The following is a 20712-nucleotide window of genomic DNA, read 5'->3' as shown; positions in this document are numbered from 1 at the left end:
GTTTAAAAGCAAATTTGCATAACCCACCACCCAACCGGAAACAATAAAAAAAGATGACCTCCAAGTCGCATTATTTCAGTAATGCGACGGTCATCCAGGCAGTTTTTCTGCTTTCTTTCCCATCGTCGTTTTACATTCTATCGCGAATAACAGGGAAAGTCAACCAATTATAGCGACTATAGACTCTTTTTGTCGAATTATACCATAATTTATTCCAAATTCACCTTTTCCCATTAGTTTTTCAAAGGGATTTTTTCGATATAAAATAATTGAGTGGTCATATAATTGGTACATACTTATAGAATAAGGAGGCAGCTATGTGCAGAAAAGGTGAAAACATACGCAAACGCAAGGACGGACGCTGGGAAGCCCGTTATATCAAATACCGTGATCCGGAGGGAAAAATCCACTACGGTTCCCTCTATGGCAAAACATATGGCGAAGTAAAGGACAAACGAAACAAAAAAATTGCAGAGGTACCAAGCTATGGACATCTGGTGCGAAATCCTGGCATTTTAAATTACCAGACTACCTTCGAAACAGCCGCAGAACATTGGAAACAGGAAATCCGCTATACCATCAAGGACAGTACTTTTTCCAATTATGAAGCGATTCTGAAGAATCAGCTTCTTCCGGAGCTTGGCAGCACCCAGATACGGAAAATCAGCAATTCTCAGATCACGCAGCTTATTCATAAGAAAAAAGAGCTGGCATTGTCTGCAGGAACCATTCATGTAATTTTAAGCGTACTCCGCAGCATTTTGAACTTTACATCAAAGGGAGGCGTCTATACCAGTGAACCAATCCGCTACCCCCATTTGGCTGGCACCAGCCAGGAGGTGCAGATTATGAAGCTTGCAAACTATAACCAGCTGGAGAAATTTCTTATTGACAATATCAGCGATTTCCATTTCGGTCTGCTGCTTTGCATGCATACCGGCATCCGTGTAGGCGAACTCAGCGGCCTGCGCTGGGAAGATGTGGATTTCACCCAGCACAAAATCCGCATACAGCGTACTGTGATCCGCATCAAAAATCTAGATCAGACCGCTAATCCGGACACTGGAAAAATTCCAAAAACCATTCTGTATATCGGTCCGCCGAAGACAGAGCATTCCAACAGGGAAATTCCATTGCCAGACAAGCTGCTGTTTTATGCGAAACGTTTTCGCAAAGATGGCTCCGCATATATTTTGTCTGGAACTGCCAGATGCATGGAGCCACGGGTAATCCAGCGCAGATATGCAGCACTGCTGAAAACATGTGGAATTCCCCCCATTAAAATCCATGCTCTCCGGCATCAGTTTTCCTGTCGCTGGGTAGAGCATGGCTTCGATACCAAGTCCCTGTCCGAAATACTTGGACATACTTCCGTGCGAACCACACTAGATCTGTATGTGCATATCCAGGCGGAAACGAAACGGCAGTATATGAATCAGATGATGGAGCAGGCAATATAACAGAATGAACAATTTCAGAAAAGGCAGTTATGCCAGAGAATTCTCTTTTGAGAGACCTCTGGTGTGACTGTCTTTTTTTGCTGTCTGGAAAAGGTGACCGGATACTGAAAAATCTCAATTTCCAAAATAAGGGGTCTTTATTCGTGGTCGATAGTCCAAATTGTACTGATTTTCTGCTTGTTTGCAGCGCAAATCCGCATTACTGAAATATTACGAAAGAAACCAGCAGAAATCACAGACAAAATTTATGAAAACAGGATACAGCATCCGAACCTGGCGCATGCGCCTGGTTTGTCCGGAGCCTATATGGCTGGCCAGAACAGAAGAATATTTTCAGAACGTGGTGGAGTTTTACTACCACCTTCTGAGACAGCATGAAGAACTGTGGAACAGCAGCCTCTTCGACATCCAGCGCAGCCTGGAGCTCCTGACCCTGGCAGGTCGGGACGGCAGACAGCCCACCAACCCCTTACCAATGGGGAAAGTACCTGTCTACCTGAGACGCGCAGCCATCAACAAAGCATCTGCCACAGTAAAAAGCACCCAGGAGCTTCAATCCGGATTCCCTGAGAAGCTGGAAGCCAAGGTTACTTTTTTCAAAGGAATGTATTCCGACCTCACCGACAGATCCATCTGCCTGAAGCTGTGGAACGGTGAGAAATGGATCTGGACAGACTGCAATCTGAAAGGACGCCCCTTTCCCCAAGATGGTCAGCTAATGTCGCCCACCCTGGTAAAAGAGGGCAGGCGCTACCTGCTGAATATCCCGGTGAAACAGGAGAACAGCGATGCCCGCACTGCCAAAGAACGAATGGCAGAAGGCACGAACCTGTGCAGTGTCCGTTTTACAAACACAGACACCTTCGCAGTGTGCTGCATTCTGGATGAGCAGGGAAATCAGCTGGCTGTACACACCTGCCGGGGCGGAGATGCGTACCGCCACCGCTACAAGCTGCTGGAGACCAGAATACAGAAATCCAGACCAAACACAGTGGGAGACAATAGTCCCCAGCCCAACCGGAAGTACTACATGCACCTGAAGAACCTGTCCGAGCATTACGCCCACCAGGTCAGCCGGGAAATCCTGAATTTCTGCAAAGAGAATCAGGCAGGAATCATTATCCTCCCCGATTACGACCAGAATTTCACCCGAATGGCAATGGTAAAAAGTGGCAATTTTTCCCCGCTTCACTTAAGCAGTAAGATCCGGACCAACCTGCAGTACAAAGCCTGGGCAGAAGGCATTCTGGTACTGGAAACCAGAACAGACGGCCTGAAAGACAAATGTGCCATCTGCGGCGGCAAGGTTCGCCGGAAGGGAAATGAATTCCTCTGTGAAAATGGTCATCAGGGAAACCGCTTCCTGAATGACGCCAGAAATCTTGGCAGGAAATGCCAGGACAGTTTTTTTCGCGGAAGTAGAACAAAATAATTATTGACAACAAAGAAAAAATGATAATAAGCAGCGTTACGAACGCTCTTATCTATAAAACCGGGTAACCGGGCAAAGAGGCTGCGCCAGTGACGCAGGCTTTTCGGCAGACCACCGCCGGTGCGGGTTCCGGACTTCCCCAAGATATCATGGGAGTCGCCGAAGCACCAGACAGGAAGCTATCTGGTAAGTGGTCAAAGTTATGAAAAAATGGGAGGAAAGGACTGGGGGGGGGTAACTCCGTCCATATGATTAAGAAATGACAACGAAAAAACAAAAAACCGAACGCAAAAAAAGAAAGTTGGAGCATTGGCAGGTAATCGCACTTTACCTGATTATTTATGATGTGATCGCCGTAAACGCCGCATACTTTCTTGGACTGTGGTTCCGCTTTGATTGTACATACTCCGCAATACCTGGAGAATATTTGTCTGCCTATCTGAAATTTGCACCATGGTATACAGTATTCTCTGTTTTTGTCTTTTGGGCATTGCGCCTCTATAACAGCGTATGGCGTTTCGCAAGCTACAGTGAGCTGTTAAGAGTTGGCTTATCTACTATACTTACATTCCTGTTCCAGATAATTGGAATCACATTTTTTATTCAGAAAATGCCACTGTCCTATTATCTCTTCGGAACAATCATTCAATTTTGCCTGATTACAGGAATCCGTTTTTCATATAGATTTGTTCTTCTGGAAAGAACACGGAAACAGAAGGAAGAGGAGGGTCCGCTTCATCACATTATGCTGATCGGTGCCGGTCAGGCAGGACAGATCATTCTCCGCGACGTGGAACGTGCCAAAGAGCCAAAGGGAAAGGTCTGCTGTATTATTGACGATAACCCCAACAAATGGGGACGCTATATGGAGAGTGTGCCCATTGTAGGCGGTCGTGATGACATTCTCGCAAGTGCAAAGAAATACAAAATCGACCAGATCCTTCTGGCAATTCCAAGCGCAAGTGCAGCAGAGCGAAGAGATATCCTGAACATCTGCAAAGAAACCAAATGTGAAATGAAGATTCTTCCAGGTGTGTATCAGTTCGTCACCGGAGAGGTGTCCCTCAGCAAAATGAAAGATGTGGCAGTGGAAGACCTTCTTGGAAGAGAACCGATCAAAGTAAATATGGATGAGATTTTTCGCTACATCAGTGGAAAAACCATTCTGGTAACTGGTGGCGGCGGTTCTATCGGTAGTGAGCTTTGCCGTCAGATTGCAGCCCATGCGCCGAAGCGACTGGTGATCTTCGATGTATATGAGAATAATGCCTACGACATTGAACAGGAGCTTCGTTCCAAATATCCCCATCTGGATCTGGTAGTACTGATCGGTTCCGTGCGTGATACCAGAAAGATTAATGATGTATTTGAAACATACAAGCCAGACATTGTTTACCATGCAGCTGCCCATAAGCATGTACCTCTTATGGAGACAAGCCCATGTGAGGCCATCAAGAACAATGTAATGGGAACCTATAAAACAGCTCATGCAGCTTTGAAAAATGGCTGTCAACGTTTCGTACTGATCAGTACAGACAAAGCCGTTAACCCAACCAACATTATGGGAGCCAGCAAGCGTCTCTGCGAGATGGTTATTCAGACAATGGATAAGATCAGCAGAACCGGAAGAGAAGATCTGCTTCCATTACTGGGAAGCCACTATGAGGACAGCGAGGAAGCACTTGCAGAGGTGGCAGCGACTTGTGAAAATCCAGGAGCAAATGGCGAGAGAAAATACAGGACTGAGTTTGTGGCAGTGCGCTTCGGAAATGTGCTGGGAAGTAATGGATCTGTTATTCCGCTGTTTAAGAAACAGATTGCCAAAGGTGGTCCGGTAACCGTTACCCATCCGGATATTATCCGTTACTTTATGACCATTCCGGAAGCGGTAAGTCTGGTGCTTCAGGCCGGAACCTATGCAAAAGGCGGTGAGATATTTGTACTTGATATGGGAGCCCCGGTAAAGATTGATACATTGGCAAGAAACCTGATTAAGATGTCTGGTCTGACTCCGGATGTAGATATCAAAGTGGAATATACTGGCTTGAGACCAGGTGAGAAACTCTATGAAGAAAAACTGATGGCGGAGGAAGGTCTGACCAAGACGGATAATGATCTGATTCATATCGGTAAACCGATTCCGTTTGATACAGATGAGTTCTTGCATCAGCTTGAGAATCTGGCTCTAGTAGCTTATGGAAATGATCCAGACATTAGAAGTTATGTGGAAGAGATTGTACAGACTTATCATCCGGCAGCAGATGACTTGAAGATACATGGTGACACCTATAAAAAGCTTTTTCATGAGGCTGTTAATAAGTAATAAAGGATAATTATATGGATAAAAAAATATTGATTATAGGTGCTGGAGGCCATGGAAAAGTAGTTAAGGAAGTAGCCGAAGCATGCGGATACAAAAAAGTAGATTTTCTAGATGATAATAGTAGTGATGCTATTGGAAAAATAGAAGAATTAAATTTGTATCTAAATGAATATGAAAATGCAATCGTAGGAATTGGAAATAATTTATTTCGAAATGAGATGTTAGACCGGTTAAAGAAGGCTGGATATCAGATTCCTGTGCTGATACATCCTACTGCGTATGTCAGTCCATCTGCAATAGTATCAGAGGGGACGGTAGTTGAACCGCTAGCTATTGTGAATGCGAATTCTCAAATTTATAAAGGTTGCATTATTTCGGTTGGTGCGATTGTAGATCACAATGTTGTGTTGGAAGAATGTGTACATGTAAATGCTGGAGCTATTGTAAAGGCTGGTGCCAGGGTGGTACAAAATCGCAAGCTTGAAGCAGGCGAAGTGGTCCTTGGTTATTAAAGTAATGGAAATGATGAGGAGTAAGTGTATATGTCTGGTAACAAGAAAGTAAAAAAGTTCATAGGTGTTGCAGGAACATTGTTTGGAACAGTATTTGCAGGTTTGAAGTTATGTGCAAAGAAACAAGAAGGAAAATCTGTATATAGTGATGAACCCTCTGAGCAGAATCCTATGGAAGGGAAAAAAGTTGTTTTTGTGCAAGACGACAACGATTGTGAAAATGCGGATGGAGTACGAGGACATCTTGAAGCGGTAGGAGATAGTGATTATAATCCAGGTTTTTATGAAAAGTATGTAAAAAGAGCATTAGATGTAGTGTTATCTTTTGGAGGATTAGTGGTTCTTTCTCCGGTTTTTATAGGACTTTCTCTTGCAATTTTTATTGATGATCCGGGACCAATTTTTTTTACACAAAAAAGACTTGGACAGAATAAGAGATATTTTAAATTACATAAATTTAGAAGCATGAAAATGTGCACACCACATGATGTTCCGACTCATATGCTTGAAAATCCAGATCAGTATATTACAAAAGTTGGTAAATTTATTCGTGCACATAGTTTAGATGAACTGCCTCAGATATGGGATATTTTTGTTAATAATATGAGTGTTATTGGACCGAGACCGGGACTTTGGAATCAGGACGTGCTGACAGCAGAACGTGATAAATATGGTGCAAATGATGTAAAACCAGGACTTACCGGATGGGCACAGATTAATGGAAGGGATGAATTGGAGATTTCCGAGAAAGCAAAACTTGACGGTGAATATGCTAAGAAGATTGGTTTATTAATGGATATTAAAGTATTTCTGGGATCTCTTCATGTGTTTGGAAAAGACGATAGCGTTGTAGAAGGGGGTACTGGGGAGTTAAAAAAACATTCGGATGAAGGTGCAGATACCGAAAAAAAAAAGATTCTTGTAATATGTCAGTATTATAAACCTGAACCATTTAGGATTTCGGATATTTGTGAAGAAATGGTTTGGCGTGGACACGAAGTTCATGTTGTTACAGGATATCCGAATTATCCAGAGGGAATTCTTTATGAAGGATATGGAAAAGGAAAACATATTGATGAAGTTATAAATGGCGTAAAAATACATCGATGCTTTACAATTCCCAGAGAATCAGGAACACTGAAGCGTATGTTGAATTATTATAGTTATGCTATTTCGGCGTCTGCATATGTTCTCTCTAAAAAATGTGTTTCGTCAGATGGAAAGTCTTTTGATGTTGTTTTTTGTAATCAATTATCTCCAGTTATGATGGCTGATGCAGCAATTGCATATAAAAAGAAATACAAAGTTCCGATTATAATGTATTGTTTAGATCTTTGGCCAGAGAGTCTTATTGCAGGTGGAATTACCAGAGAATCAATAATATATAAATATTATCATTTGGTAAGTAAAAGAATTTATAAAAAAATGAACAAAATTTTAATTACAAGTCGTATGTTCTCTAAATATCTTACAAATGAATTTGGAATTGCAGATGAAGTAATTGAATATTTACCGCAATATGCAGAAGGGATTTTTGAGTTAATGCCGGTTAAACCGGAAAATGGAGTATTTGATTTCATGTTTGCAGGCAATATTGGGGCTGTGCAATCTGTTGAAACTATTATTAAAGCAGCAGAGTTGCTAAAAGAGGAACCGATAAAATTCCATATTGTAGGTGGAGGATCTGATTTAGAGAGATTACAGGCGTTAGGCGCTAATTTAGATAATGTTATATTTTATGGAAGAAGACCTGTAGAAGAAATGCCTGAATTTTATGCAAAAGCGGATGCAATGTTAGTAACTTTGGCAGCAGACCCTGTCCTTTCATTAACTTTGCCCGGAAAAGTACAAAGTTATATGGCTGTTGGAAAGCCAATTATTGGATCAATAGATGGTGAAACAAGAAAAGTTATAGATGATGCAAAATGTGGCTTTTGCGGTGAGGCAGAAAATGCGGAGCAATTAGCCGAAAATATCAAAAAGTTTATCAATGTTGCTGATAAAAATATTATGGGACAGAATGCTCGAAAATATTATGAGGAAAATTTCGAGGAAAAATTATTTATGGATATGCTTGAGATGAAGTTTAGTTAAAAGAGTAGAGAATGCGTATGAAAATATTAATGATTAATGTAGTTTGTGGGATTCGTAGCACTGGAAGAATTTGTACTGATCTTGCTACGGTATTAGAGTCGCAAGGCCATGAAGTAAAAATTGCATATGGTAGGGAAAATGTGCCGAAACAATATGAAAAATATGCAGTGAAAATCGGAAGCAATTTTGATGTAAAAATGCATGCCGTAAAAGCTCGATTATTTGATGGTGCGGGATTTGGGAGTAAAAGAGCTACAGAAAAATTTATTGAATGGGTGAAATGTTTTGACCCTGATGTAATTCATCTTCATAATATTCATGGATACTATATTAATGTTGAGATATTATTTCGATATTTGAAGTTAAGTAGGAAAAAGGTAATATGGACTTTACATGATTGTTGGAGTTTTACGGGACATACTGCTTATTGTGATGCAATTGAATGCAAAAAATGGATAAATGGGTGTCATCATTGTTCGCTTCGTAAAGCATATCCAGCTTCGCTTATTGACAACTCTTATAGGAATTGGTTAAAGAAAAAGAAAATATTTACAGGTGTTTCTTATATGACAATTATTACACCTTCTGAGTGGCTAAAAGATTGGGTAATGAATTCTTTTCTAAAAGAATATCCAGTAAGAGTGATTAATAACGGAATTGATACTAGTCAATTTGAATCATTGGAAAGTGATTTTAAAAAGAAAAATGGCATTGAAAATAAATTTATGTTATTAGGTGTATCTACTTCATGGGATGATATGAAGGGATATTCTGATTTTATTAAAATCGCTAAAGTGCTAGAAGATGATTATGTAATTGTTCTTGTGGGACTAACAAAGACGCAATTAGAAACATTACCCTCAAATATATTAGGAGTTGAAAGAACATCAAGTGTTAGAGCATTAGCTGAAATATATACAGCGGCAGATCTGTTTTTGAATTTGTCGTATTGTGAAAATTATCCTACTGTAAATATTGAAGCAATGGCGTGCGGAACTCCAGTATTAACATATAAAACTGGTGGGAGTCCAGAAATTGTGCTTGAAAATAACGGATATGTTTGTACGAGAGGTGACATATCTTCTATCATAAATAAAATAAGAGAAATTAGAAAAAATGGTACAAATAGAATTACGTTGGAAAAAACATTATATGATAATGCTAGTATGATGAAAAAGTATATGAAAGTATATAATGACGATATTATGAATAAGAATTTAAAAGTCCTTTTTTTAACAAATGTTCCGTCACCATATAGGGTGAATTTTTTTAATGAACTTGGGAAAAATGTAAACTTAACTGTCTTGTATCAAAAAGAACAGTCTTCAGAAAGAAATGAAAAATGGAGTGCAGAGGCAGAGAATAACTATAAGAGTATTTTTTTAAAAGGAAAATCGACAGGGGTTGATAATGCATTTTGTCTGGAAGTAATTAAATATATTGATAGATCCTATGACGCAATAGTTATATGTGGAAATGCTTCACCAACAGAAATATTAGCAATTGAATTTTGTAAATTACGGAAAATTCCATATATTTTGGAAGGGGATGGTGCATTTATAAAAAAGGGTAATTATTTTAAAGAGAAATTAAAGAGACACTTAATTGCTGGTGGAGATTTATTTTTATCTACTTGTAGTGAACATGACAAATACTACGAATATTATGGTGCAAAATTAAACAAAATAGTAAGATATAGATTCTCATCTCTTGTAGAAGAAGACATTTTATCGCAGCCAATAGAGAAGGAAGAAAAGAAAAGGCTAAAAGAAAAAAATCATATATATGAAGAAAAAATTATATTGGCAGTAGGACAGTTTATACCTAGAAAAGGTTTTGATGTTCTTTTGAAAGCTGTGGTAGGTTTACAAAAAGATGTTGGAATTTATATTGTTGGGGATAATCCAACTTCAGAATACCTGGAATTTATAGAGAGAAAAAGTATTAAGAATGTTCATTTTGTTGGATTCAAAACTAAAGAAGAGTTGAAAGAATATTATAAGTTAGCTGATATATTTGTATTACCTACAAGAGAAGATATATGGGGATTAGTTATTAACGAAGCAATGGCTTATGGATTACCGATTGTTACAACAAATAAATGTAATGCGGGTCTTGAACTGGTAAAGAATGGTATAAATGGATACATAGTTCAAGTAGGGAATGTTGAAGAGCTTAGGTGTGCAATAATTGATTCACTTTTACGGAGTGATGAGATGGGATATAGCGCATTAAAAGCAATACAATCGTACACCATTGAAAATATGGTAAAAGATCATGTAGATATATTAAAGAAGTATAAAGGAGTCTTGTAATGAAATTATTATATGTTGCACCTGTCCCTATTGATTTTAAAAATCTAGATGGAGTGCCGAAGAAAATATTATGTCAAGCAAATGCTTTAGCAAATGCATTTGATGTTGAGATTATATATTATTTTGCTGATAATGTTTGCTTATATAGTTTAAAGGATAAAAAAAGAAAAGTTATAGGAAAGGCTTCGTCAAAATTGTCGGTATTACGACAGGCTTATAAACTACTTGATAAAGAAGAATATAAAGGAATTTATATTAGATATCCTCGTTCTGATTATTACTTTGTTAGATTACTAAAAAAGATAAAAAGGCAGTGTATTTGCAATATAGTAGAAATTCCAACATATCCATATGATATGGAGGGGGCGGAAACTATAAAGGGGTGTTTTATAAATTTTTTAGATCATGTTTACAGGAATAAATTGTCAAAATATGTAGATAGGATTGTGACATATTCTAATGATGTAGAAATATTTGGAATTCCAACTATTAATACTATAAATGGAATTGATTTTGGAAGTATATCTTATGATGATGAAAAAATTGATACTGATAAGTGTATTAATTTGATTGCTGTATCAGCAATGTTTAGAGTTCATGGATATGAACGGCTAATTGAGGGAATGCATGATTATTATTCGTGTGGTGGTTCTAGAATGATAATTTTAAAATTAGTAGGTGAGGGAGATGAATGCGAAAAATATAAGGAACTTGTAACAAAATATGGTCTTCATGATAATGTCATTTTTTACGGTGCAAAGTTTGGAAAAGAACTTCAAGATATTTATAGGGGGAATGCAGTAGGAATTAATTCATTGGCAATTCATAGACAGGGGTTAAGTAGTGAAAGTACATTAAAAACAAAAGAATATGCTGCTAAGGGATTACCTGTGCTCTCTTCGTCATATGTTGATTCATTTTCACCAGAAGGAAATAAAAGATATGTGTTACAGATTCCACCAGACGAAACAAATGTTGACATTGAAAAGATGATATTGTTTGTAGATTCCTTATATAGTCAAGAGATTTCTGAAGTGAGAAAACTAATTAGAGAAGATGGAATGAAGACCTGTGATATATCTATAACAATGAAGCCAATAATTGATTTTTATAAAGGGAAATGTAAAGGATGATTATAAAATAAATGAAAGGACTAAAAAAAAATTTAATAATAAATGTCAGTTATCAGTTGTTTGTAGTAATAATTCCCTTGATTTTAGCGCCTTATGTAAGTAGAACTATAGGAGCAGAGGGTGCTGGGATTTATTCTTATACATATAGTGTTTCTTATTGCTTTGCTTTAGTAGGAATGCTAGGGGTGGCAAACTATGGAAATCGTACTATTGCATCAATTGGAAGTGATATAAAAAAAAGAAGTAAAGCTTTTTGGGAGATTTGGTCAATACAGGTGGCTGTTTCAGTAATGGCATGTACGGCATATATTATATACTGTACCTTTTATATTGAAATAAAATTATTGCATATATACAAGTTATTACTGTTTTGTGCTCAGTCTTTGATATTAGTTGGTTTTTTTATGGAATTGAAAAATTTCAAATTACTGTTTTTAGAAACTTGGTAGTTAAATTATTAAATTTAATACTGATTTTTTTGTTTGTAAAGTCAAGAAATGATTTGAACATCTATACTCTTATTATGGCGTGTGGAACATTGTTGAATGGATTATTATTGTTTCCTTTTTTAAAAAAAGAAATAACATTTGTAAAACCTAGATGGAATTCAGCAAAAGAACACATTAAACCTATTGTAATATTATTTTTTCCAGTTATTGCAATTAGTATTTATAAAATAATGGATAAGGTAATGATAGGAACGTTATCTACAACAATTCAAACAGGATATTATGAATATGCTGAAAAAATAATCGGGCTACCGGGAACGGTAATAACTGCAGTGGGGGCGGTTATGCTTCCAAGACTAGCTGCATTGATTGGTCAGAATGATGATAGAAAAGCAAAATATTTGATACAGGTTACAATGGAAATAATGATGTGTTTAACTTGTGCTATGGCTTGCGGAATATTTGGAATTGCCAATGATTTTGCTTCGATTTTTTTTGGTAAAGAATTTGCAGCAAGTGGTTTGATAATGATGGGATTGGCTCCTGCAGTTTTGTTTCAAGGATGGGCAAATGTTATTAGAACTCAATACCTTATACCGGCTGAAAAAGATGCTATATATGTTCAATCGGCATGGCTTGGGGCAATAGTTAACTTAATAATAAATGCATTACTAATACCTCATTTCAAAGCATTAGGTGCTGCTATAGGAACGGTATGTGCTGAATGTGCGGTTGCTAGTTATCAAACTTATAGAATAAGACGTGAGCTTCCGATATTGAATTATTTAAAACAATGCATATATTATGTGGTGCCCTCAATCTTCATGATTATTGCAATTAAAATGATTTCAAACTGTTTAAAAGTCAATTCTGTAATATTGTTGATTGCAGAAATTGTAATTGGAGGAATAATATATGTTGCGGTAGCAGCACCATTTGTACTAAGAAGATATAGAACCTTAAAAGGTGAAAAAATATGAATTTGAAATTGTTATTTATAAAAGTTAGATTAAAATATTTTCCTAAAAAAGCGGGAAAATATGACTTTAATAAAATTTTAAAAGCATCTGGAATAGAAGTGGGCGAAAATACTATTTTTTATGATCCAAATTCTATGTCTATAGATAGAGAGAGACCATGGATGCTGAAAATAGGAGATTATTGCAAGATAACTAAAGGCACAATAATTTTGACTCATGATTATAGCCGATCGGTGTTGAGGAGGTTTTACGGTGAAATTATTGGAGAAGCTGGAGAAACTGTAATTGGTAATAATGTTTTTATTGGAATGAATAGTATTATTTTGATGGGAACTAAAATTGGAAATAATGTGATTGTAGGTGCGGGGAGTGTAGTAAGTGGTGAGATACCGGATAATTGTGTTATTGCAGGGAATCCTGCAAAAATAATCAGATCATTGGAGGATCATTACAAAAAGAGAAAAGAGAGAAGTCTTTGTGAGGCTGAAATATATTATAGAAAATTTAAGGAAAAGTATGGAAGAAGACCATCGGTAAAAGAGATGGGGCCTTTTTTTCCTTTATTTTTAGAACGATCAAAAGATGCGATTAATAGAGAGAATGTTAATGTGAATTTGAATGGTGACGATATGCAAGATATAATTGAGTGTTTTCTAAAATCGGAGCCAATGTTTGAAAATTATGAGAGATTTATCAATTATTTAGAAAGAGATGATTAAGAATGTATATAGTAGTGTATACTCTAATGTTATTAATCACATTATGTGTTGGGCTTCGAATTTATAAAGTCGCTTTTAACCCAATTACTGTATGGGCGTCTTTATGGTGTCTAATTGGTATGTTAAGTAATATTGCTTTTTATGATTATTATCCTCCATCTAATTTTGTTAATAATTTTATTATAGTAGGAATTATTATATATACAATTTATTGCGCTTTTTATGGATTGCATAATTTACGTATATGTAGAAGTTCATTTTATTCTGAGGACATCTGCGATAATTTAAAACAAAATGTTTTTTGGACAGTTAATATAGTGGCAATTCTATTTGAAATTCCATATCTGTTGCGAGCTATTCGTACATTAATGAATCACGGATTTCAATTAGTATATTTGAGGGGAGTGTTAACTGATTCTACAGAGGGAATTGTTTCTGGAGGTTTGGCAAGTATTATTAGAGATAGTGGGGTGAAAAATGTTTTCACGTTAACTGCATTATATGCAGCTGTTTTGATATTTACTGAGAAGAATACAAAACAAAAAAGAAATATTATCATATTGGCAATTGCTGAAACTGTTGAATATTGTGTCGCAAATGCTGCACGTGCATATTTAGTTAATTTCATTTTTTATGTTATATTTGCACTATTATTTTTAAAAAGAAAAAGCATTATATCAATGATTAAGAGCAATAAAAAAGTAATTTTATTATTTTCAGTATTGCTTGTAGTAGGACTAATAATACAAAACTCAAGAGCGTCTGATATGTCAATTCTTAAAACTATATATATGTATTATTGTTCGGGTCCTAGCTATTTGACAAAGCTGTTAGGTGATAGTTCTACTGCTATTCGAGTTGGAAGAGATTATTATTATGGAACAGTTACATTGGGATTTATTGCTAATTTATACTATTATTTAAAAATTGGATTAGTAGGAATCAATAATTCTACGGTAAAACTAATCGCCAGTGTTATTACAATTAAGCAGTATTTTGTTGGTTCTCATACTTTACTTAATGCGATGTGCACATGTTTTTATGCTTTTTTAGTAGATTGGGGAATATGGGGAGCTGCTATTGGACCGCTTATTGCGGGTATATTATCATGTAGATATTATAAATTGATGAAAAAAAGAAGGTCTGTTGGAAGTATAGCTATTTGTATTTATGTTTTTTATTTAATGTTTCGTACTGTTTTTAAATGGGATTTATTATATATTGATTTCTCGGTTGTTCTATTATTGAACTATTTTATATGTCCAATACCTGGACAAAAAATTGTATGGGGGAAGGTAAAACAGGAGGCTTTTTATGAGGCAAAATAATAGAATAATAGTTTTAGATCAATTAAAAGGATTGGGTATCCTTTTTATGATAATTGGACATATAGAATTTGCGGAATGTATAAATAAGTACATATATAGCTTTCATATGCCGTTGTTTTTTGTAGTATCTGGTTATGTTTATAAAAAAAGTACACTAAAGTTTGAGAAGTATATAAAAAGACAAGCTAAATTGCTATTAGTTCCATATTTAGTATGCGGAATATTTTTTAGTATTATATTTTATTTGAGTGGACACAGTTTTAATGTTGAAAAGGTATTTCGCAATTTTGTTTTTCCTAATAAGTATCCTTTTGATTGGTGTGGTGCAATTTGGTTTTTAATGGCAATATTTATTGTAAAAATCATATTTGAGGCAATTAATAGAATTAGAATTGCTGGGGTGAGAAATTTTATTTTAATATTTTTAATTGCTTCTGGCTGGGTTATAGCATACAAGAGAATGAAGCTTCCTCTATGTATTGATACAGCATTAATTGCATTGGGATTGTATTTAATTGGGTACTTATGTAGACTGGGAAGTTGTGTTATTACTGAACGGCTTAAAAGAGGAAATGAAGTATATTTTTTCTTAGCTATATGTTTTGGAATTTCAATGCTTTGTTTTGCGAATGAGACTGTAAATATGCGTGAAAATCAGTATGGTAATTTGGGGCTATTCTATTTATCTGGATTAGCTGGAATTATATCTTGGTTACTTATTTTTTATATAGCAGATAGAAAGAAAAATATATTCTTAAAAAAATTAGTATTTTTGAGTGATAATAGTATCGTGTACATGGAATTGAATCAGTTTATTATTGCGATATTTAATGTATTAGTACTGGCAAGATTTGAATCACTGGCAATACAAACTCTATTGAAATTGATAGAAGTCATTTTTACGGTAGGAATAATTGCAGTTATAGCAAAAACGTTAGGTAAAAATAGTAAATTAAAAATAATTGTTGGAAAGTGAGGAAACTAGAATGTCTTTGTTTACAGGTAAAACACTCATGATCACAGGAGGAACAGGTTCATTTGGAAATGCTGTTTTAAATCGTTTCCTTAAAACTGATATCGGAGAAATTCGTGTATTCTCTCGTGATGAGAAAAAACAGGATGATATGCGTCATGATTTCCAGGCTAGAATGCCAGAAGTTGCCGATAAGATTAAATTTTATATTGGAGATGTACGTGATCTGCAGTCTGTTAAGAGTGCAATGCACGGTGTTGATTACATATTTCATGCAGCTGCATTAAAACAGGTACCTTCTTGTGAATTTTTCCCAATGGAGGCAGTAAGAACAAATGTTGTTGGAACAGATAATGTTCTTACTGCGGCTATTGAAGAAGGCGTAGAGAGTGTTATCTGCTTATCTACAGATAAAGCAGCTTATCCAATTAATGCTATGGGAATAACAAAGGCTGTTGAGGAGAAAGTTGCCGTGGCAAAGTCAAGAACTTCAGGAAAAACTAAGATTTGCTGTACTCGTTATGGAAATGTAATGTGTAGCCGTGGTTCCGTTATTCCGCTTTGGATTGAGCAGATTAAGCAAGGTAATCCAATTACTTTAACAGAGCCATCTATGACACGTTTTATCATGTCTCTTGAGGAAGCAGTTGATCTTGTACTATTTGCATTTGAGCATGGTGAAAATGGAGACTTATTAATTCAGAAAGCACCTGCCTGCACGATTCAGACACAGGCAGAAGCTATTTGTGAGTTATTTGGTGGCAAAAAAGAAGATATCAAAGTGATTGGTATTCGTCATGGTGAGAAGATGTACGAAACTTTGCTTACAAATGAGGAATGTGCAAAAGCTGTTGATATGGGGAACTTTTACAGAGTTCCAGCAGATAATCGTGGTTTAAATTATGATAAATATTTCAAAGAGGGCGATGAGCAGAGAAATACATTAACTGAGTTTAATTCCAATAATACCAGAAGATTAAATCTGGAAGAGACAAAAGCGAAAATTGCTTCTCTTTCATATATTCAGGAAGAACTTGCTAAGATGGAGTAATTAGGGAGAGAAAAGGGATATGGGTGATTATAAGAATATTAAATGGAAAGAAAATGGAAAATTAAAGCTTCTGATTATTGTAGGAACGAGACCTGAGATTATTCGTCTTGCAGCGGTTATAAATAAGACTCGAAAATATTTTGATGTAATTCTGGCACATACAGGTCAGAACTATGATTATAATCTGAATGGAGTATTTTTTAAAGATTTGAGACTTGATGATCCGGAAGTGTATTTGAATGCAGTTGGCTCTGATCTTGGAGAAACCTGTGGAAACATTATTGCACAGAGTTACAAATTGATGGTAGAAATTAAACCAGATGCAGTATTAGTTCTGGGAGATACTAACAGCTGTCTTTCTGTTATTGGAGCAAAAAGATTACATATTCCGATTTTCCATATGGAAGCTGGTAACAGATGTAAGGATGAGTGCCTTCCAGAAGAGACAAACCGTCGTATTGTAGATATTATTTCTGATGTAAATATGGCTTATTCAGAGCATGCGCGTAGATATTTAGCGGATTGTGGTTTGCCAAAAGAACGTACATATGTAACTGGTTCTCCAATGGCTGAGGTATTACACAATAATCTGGAAGAGATTGAAGCATCCGACATTCATGCTCGTCTGGGCTTAGAGAAAGGAAAATATATTCTTTTATCTGCCCATCGAGAGGAAAATATTGATACAGAGAAAAACTTTTTATCATTGTTTAATGCTATTAATAAAATGGCTGAAAAGTACGATATGCCAGTGCTGTATTCTTGCCATCCTCGTAGCAAAAAGAGAATTGAAGCATCTGGCTTTAAATTAGATCCCAAAGTAATTCAGCATGAGCCATTAGGATTCCATGATTATAATTGTCTTCAGATGAATGCTTTCGCAGTTGTATCTGATTCTGGTACACTTCCAGAAGAGAGCAGTTTCTTTACATCTGTTGGACATCCATTTCCAGCTGTATGCATTCGTACGTCTACAGAGAGACCGGAAGCATTAGATAAAGCATGCTTTATTTTATCTGGTATTGATGAGAAGGGATTATTGCAGGCTGTAGATACAGCGGTTGAAATGAATACAGCGGGAGATTATGGTATTCCAGTTCCCGATTATATTGAAGAAAATGTTAGTTCAAAAGTAGTAAAGATCATTCAGAGTTATACCGGAGTGGTAAATAAAATGGTCTGGAGAAAAGATATTTAGGAAAGAGAGTGGGCGGATATGAACATATTAGTAACAGGAGCAAAGGGCATGGTCGGAACCGCCTTGGTAAATAATCTAAAAAATATTCGAGATGAGAAAAACAGAACAAGACCTGGGATTCATGTAGATGAAATTTATGAGTATGATTTAGATTCTACTGAAGCAGAATTAGAGCAGTTTTGTCAGAAAGCAGATTTTGTTTTTAACCTGGCTGGGGTAAATCGTCCTGAAAACCCAGAAGATTTTATGAAGGGAAATTTTGGATTTGCATCAAAATTGTTGGATACTTTAAAAAAATACAATAACAAAGCAACTATAATGTTATCTTCTTCGATTCAGGCAACTTTGTCAGGACGATTTGGTGACAGTGAATATGGTCGTTCTAAGAAGGCGGGAGAAGAACTGTTCTTTTCTTATGGAGAGGAAAATGGTGTTAAAGTTGCAGTTTATCGATTCCCGAACCTAATGGGACATAGTCGTCCGAAATATAATTCTGCTGTTTCTACTTTTTGTTGGGCTGTGGCAAATGATGAAGAGTTTACTGTAAATGATCCGTCTACAGAACTGGAACTGCTTTATATTGATGATTTAGTGGAAGGAATGTTTGATTTATTAGAAAATAAAGAAAAACATTGTGAGTTTAATGGCGTTGAAACTATTGAAAAAAATGAAGGCCGATATTGTTATGTTTCAGTTACACACAAAGTAACACTGGGTGAAATTGTGGATTTATTGAAGCAGTTTAAAAATCAGTCCAGTACATTAATGATGCCCAAAATGCCAGATGGCTCTTTTGCAAAGAAATTGTATTCTTTATATCTTACTTATTTACCGACCGAGAAATTTAAGTATGCTCTGAAAATGAATGTTGATGATAGAGGTTCTTTTACAGAATTAGTTCACACGGAAGATTGTGGACAGGTATCTATTAATATTAGTAAACCTGGTATTACGAAAGGTCAGCACTGGCATAATTCAAAGTGGGAACTTTTTATTGTGGTTGCAGGTCATGGCTTGATCCAGGAACGGAATATAAACACTGGAGAAAAGGTTGAATTTGAGGTTTCTGGGGATAAGATTGAAGCAATCCATATGATTCCAGGTTGGACACATAACATTATTAATTTAAGCGAGACTGAGAATTTGGTAACTGTTATGACCTGTAATGAAATATTTAATCCAGAACATCCAGATACATTTTTTGAAAAAGTATGAGATGTTTGGATGAATCATAAAAAAGTATAGTTGGGAAGGAAGTTTGAAATATGAAAATTGCAGTAGCTGGTACAGGATATGTTGGATTATCTATTGCGACATTATTATCTCAACATCATGAGGTAATGGCAGTTGATATTATTCCAGAAAAAGTAGAATTGATCAATAAAAGAAATCACCAATTCAAGATGAATATATTGAAAAATATTTAGCTGAAAAATCTTTGAATTTAACAGCGACTCTGGATGCAGAGGCTGCCTATAAAGATGCTGACTATGTTGTAATTGCAGCGCCGACTAATTATGACAGTAAGAAAAACTTTTTTGATACTTCAGCTGTAGAAGCAGTTATTAAACTGGTAATTGAATATAACCCAGACGCAATTATGGTAATCAAATCAACAATTCCAGTTGGTTTTACTGCAAGTGTCAGAAAGAAATATCATTGTGACAATATTATTTTTAGCCCAGAGTTTCTTCGTGAGTCAAAGGCATTGTACGACAATCTTTATCCATCAAGAATTATTGTTGGAACTGATGTTGAGAATGCCAGACTAGTAAAAGCGGCGAATACTTTTGCATCTCTTTTACAGGAAGGTGCCATTAAAGAGAATATTGATACTCTGATTATGGGATTTACGGAGGCAGAGGCTGTGAAACTTTTTGCGAATACATATCTTGCTCTTCGAGTTTCCTACTTTAATGAATTGGATACTTATGCAGAAATGAAAGGTTTGAATACACAGCAGATTATTGATGGTGTTTGTTTGGATCCACGTATCGGCTCGCATTATAATAATCCATCATTTGGATATGGCGGATATTGTTTGCCGAAGGATACTAAGCAGCTTCTGGCAAACTACGAGAATGTACCGGAAAATTTGATTGAGGCAATTGTAGAGTCTAATCGTACCAGAAAAGATTTCATTGCAGACAGAGTACTTCAGATGGCTGGATATTATGGATATGAAGATGAAAATACTTATGATGCAACTATGGAAAAAGAAGTTGTCATTGGCGTTTATCGTCTGACTATGAAATCTAACTCTGACAACTTCCGTCAGAGCTCTATTCAGGGCGTTATGAAACGAGTTAAAGCAAAAGGGGCGACAGTAGTAATTTACGAGCCGTCTCTGGAAGATGGATCAACTTTCTTCGGAAGCAAGGTTGTAAATGACTTAGCAAAATTCAAGGAAATGAGCCAGGCTATTATTGCGAATCGTTATGATAGCTGTTTGGATGATGTGCAGGAGAAAGTTTATACTAGGGATATTTTCAGAAGAGATTAGTCAATTTCACTTAAATAAGTAAACAGTTTAATATTAGCTTAAGAAAAATGGAGGAGGCGAAGCAAGAAGTGCAAGAAAAAGCAAAAAAATTTATTCCTTGGTTAATAACAAATATTGCTTTGCCTATATTGCCTGTACTTATTAAATTTATAATTGTGATATTTGCCGATAATACTAAAATATCTGTAGCAGTTTTGGATTCAGTTGAATTGCTTTATTACAATTTGTTTATTTGAAGCATT

Annotated in this window: 16 protein-coding genes and 1 pseudogene; all 17 read left to right on the top strand. The window is 36.0% G+C overall.

What is annotated here, in order from left to right; genetic code table 11:
- The first annotated feature begins 317 nt into the window (after positions 1-317).
- The 17 genes and pseudogenes from DW904_RS07510 (at position 318) to DW904_RS22800 (ending at position 20706) form a co-directional block, all read left to right on the top strand.
- A complete protein-coding gene (locus tag DW904_RS07510; protein ID WP_118578929.1) occupies positions 318-1460 on the top strand; it encodes a site-specific integrase in 1143 nt (380 codons plus the stop codon).
- 247 nt (positions 1461-1707) lie between these two features.
- Positions 1708-2892, top strand: a complete 1185-nt coding sequence (locus tag DW904_RS07505; RefSeq protein WP_118579001.1) for a transposase — start codon at positions 1708-1710, stop codon at positions 2890-2892.
- Positions 2893-3151: 259 nt separating this feature from the next.
- A complete protein-coding gene (locus DW904_RS07500; RefSeq protein ID WP_118578926.1) occupies positions 3152-5215 on the top strand; it encodes a nucleoside-diphosphate sugar epimerase/dehydratase in 2064 nt (687 codons plus the stop codon).
- A 14-nt stretch (positions 5216-5229) separates the two neighbouring features.
- On the top strand, positions 5230-5727 hold the full coding sequence (locus DW904_RS07495; RefSeq protein WP_118578923.1) for a PglB: 498 nt from the start codon (positions 5230-5232) through the stop codon (positions 5725-5727).
- 30 nt (positions 5728-5757) lie between these two features.
- Positions 5758-7821, top strand: coding sequence for a sugar transferase (locus DW904_RS23730; protein WP_243110333.1), 2064 nt, complete (start codon positions 5758-5760; stop codon positions 7819-7821).
- A 17-nt stretch (positions 7822-7838) separates the two neighbouring features.
- The gene (locus DW904_RS23725) at positions 7839-10136 is read left to right on the top strand and encodes a glycosyltransferase (RefSeq protein WP_243110332.1); all 2298 of its coding nucleotides are present in this window, start codon (positions 7839-7841) and stop codon (positions 10134-10136) included.
- Positions 10136-11269 (top strand): glycosyltransferase, encoded by a 1134-nt coding sequence (locus DW904_RS07475; RefSeq protein WP_118578921.1) that lies wholly within the window; start codon positions 10136-10138, stop codon positions 11267-11269. Before DW904_RS23725 ends, DW904_RS07475 begins: the two co-directional genes overlap by 1 nt.
- A gap of 11 nt (positions 11270-11280) precedes the next feature.
- Positions 11281-11718: an oligosaccharide flippase family protein gene (locus tag DW904_RS07470; protein ID WP_118578919.1), complete on the top strand. Its 438-nt coding sequence runs from the start codon at positions 11281-11283 to the stop codon at positions 11716-11718.
- Positions 11640-12698: a polysaccharide biosynthesis C-terminal domain-containing protein gene (locus tag DW904_RS07465; protein ID WP_243110331.1), complete on the top strand. Its 1059-nt coding sequence runs from the start codon at positions 11640-11642 to the stop codon at positions 12696-12698. Before DW904_RS07470 ends, DW904_RS07465 begins: the two co-directional genes overlap by 79 nt.
- Positions 12695-13417 (top strand): DapH/DapD/GlmU-related protein, encoded by a 723-nt coding sequence (locus DW904_RS07460; RefSeq protein ID WP_118578915.1) that lies wholly within the window; start codon positions 12695-12697, stop codon positions 13415-13417. Before DW904_RS07465 ends, DW904_RS07460 begins: the two co-directional genes overlap by 4 nt.
- Before the next feature lie 2 nt (positions 13418-13419).
- Positions 13420-14745, top strand: a complete 1326-nt coding sequence (locus DW904_RS07455; RefSeq protein ID WP_118578913.1) for an oligosaccharide repeat unit polymerase — start codon at positions 13420-13422, stop codon at positions 14743-14745.
- The gene (locus DW904_RS07450) at positions 14732-15721 is read left to right on the top strand and encodes an acyltransferase family protein (protein ID WP_118578911.1); all 990 of its coding nucleotides are present in this window, start codon (positions 14732-14734) and stop codon (positions 15719-15721) included. Before DW904_RS07455 ends, DW904_RS07450 begins: the two co-directional genes overlap by 14 nt.
- A gap of 10 nt (positions 15722-15731) precedes the next feature.
- Entirely contained in the window at positions 15732-16769 is a 1038-nt protein-coding gene (locus DW904_RS07445) for a polysaccharide biosynthesis protein (RefSeq protein WP_118578909.1), read from the top strand.
- 19 nt (positions 16770-16788) lie between these two features.
- Positions 16789-17967 (top strand): UDP-N-acetylglucosamine 2-epimerase (non-hydrolyzing), encoded by a 1179-nt coding sequence (gene wecB / locus DW904_RS07440; RefSeq protein ID WP_118578907.1) that lies wholly within the window; start codon positions 16789-16791, stop codon positions 17965-17967.
- 18 nt (positions 17968-17985) lie between these two features.
- The gene (locus DW904_RS07435) at positions 17986-19182 is read left to right on the top strand and encodes an NAD-dependent epimerase/dehydratase family protein (protein WP_118578905.1); all 1197 of its coding nucleotides are present in this window, start codon (positions 17986-17988) and stop codon (positions 19180-19182) included.
- A gap of 50 nt (positions 19183-19232) precedes the next feature.
- Positions 19233-20470: pseudogene (locus DW904_RS07430) on the top strand (nucleotide sugar dehydrogenase).
- A 68-nt stretch (positions 20471-20538) separates the two neighbouring features.
- Positions 20539-20706, top strand: coding sequence for a hypothetical protein (locus DW904_RS22800; protein WP_202187686.1), 168 nt, complete (start codon positions 20539-20541; stop codon positions 20704-20706).
- Positions 20707-20712: the final 6 nt, after the last annotated feature.

It is taken from the genome of Ruminococcus sp. AM42-11 (genome assembly GCF_003480145.1).
GTDB classification, from domain to species: Bacteria; Bacillota; Clostridia; order Lachnospirales; family Lachnospiraceae; genus Blautia_A; species Blautia_A faecis.
This window is presented reverse-complemented; position numbering and strand designations above follow the sequence as displayed.

Excerpts from the sequence above, each read along its gene's own strand:
- wecB (WP_118578907.1), top strand. The coding sequence starts at position 16,789 with ATGGGTGATTATAAGAATATTAAATGGAAAGAAAATGGAAAATTAAAG.
- DW904_RS07475 (WP_118578921.1), top strand. The coding sequence starts at position 10,136 with ATGAAATTATTATATGTTGCACCTGTCCCTATTGATTTTAAAAATCTA.
- DW904_RS07455 (WP_118578913.1), top strand. The coding sequence starts at position 13,420 with ATGTATATAGTAGTGTATACTCTAATGTTATTAATCACATTATGTGTT.
- DW904_RS07510 (WP_118578929.1), top strand. The coding sequence starts at position 318 with ATGTGCAGAAAAGGTGAAAACATACGCAAACGCAAGGACGGACGCTGG.
- DW904_RS23730 (WP_243110333.1), top strand. The coding sequence starts at position 5,758 with ATGTCTGGTAACAAGAAAGTAAAAAAGTTCATAGGTGTTGCAGGAACA.
- DW904_RS07445 (WP_118578909.1), top strand. The coding sequence starts at position 15,732 with ATGTCTTTGTTTACAGGTAAAACACTCATGATCACAGGAGGAACAGGT.
- DW904_RS07460 (WP_118578915.1), top strand. The coding sequence starts at position 12,695 with ATGAATTTGAAATTGTTATTTATAAAAGTTAGATTAAAATATTTTCCT.
- DW904_RS23725 (WP_243110332.1), top strand. The coding sequence starts at position 7,839 with ATGAAAATATTAATGATTAATGTAGTTTGTGGGATTCGTAGCACTGGA.
- DW904_RS07470 (WP_118578919.1), top strand. The coding sequence starts at position 11,281 with ATGAAAGGACTAAAAAAAAATTTAATAATAAATGTCAGTTATCAGTTG.
- DW904_RS07500 (WP_118578926.1), top strand. The coding sequence starts at position 3,152 with ATGACAACGAAAAAACAAAAAACCGAACGCAAAAAAAGAAAGTTGGAG.
- DW904_RS07505 (WP_118579001.1), top strand. The coding sequence starts at position 1,708 with ATGAAAACAGGATACAGCATCCGAACCTGGCGCATGCGCCTGGTTTGT.
- DW904_RS07435 (WP_118578905.1), top strand. The coding sequence starts at position 17,986 with ATGAACATATTAGTAACAGGAGCAAAGGGCATGGTCGGAACCGCCTTG.
- DW904_RS07495 (WP_118578923.1), top strand. The coding sequence starts at position 5,230 with ATGGATAAAAAAATATTGATTATAGGTGCTGGAGGCCATGGAAAAGTA.
- DW904_RS07450 (WP_118578911.1), top strand. The coding sequence starts at position 14,732 with ATGAGGCAAAATAATAGAATAATAGTTTTAGATCAATTAAAAGGATTG.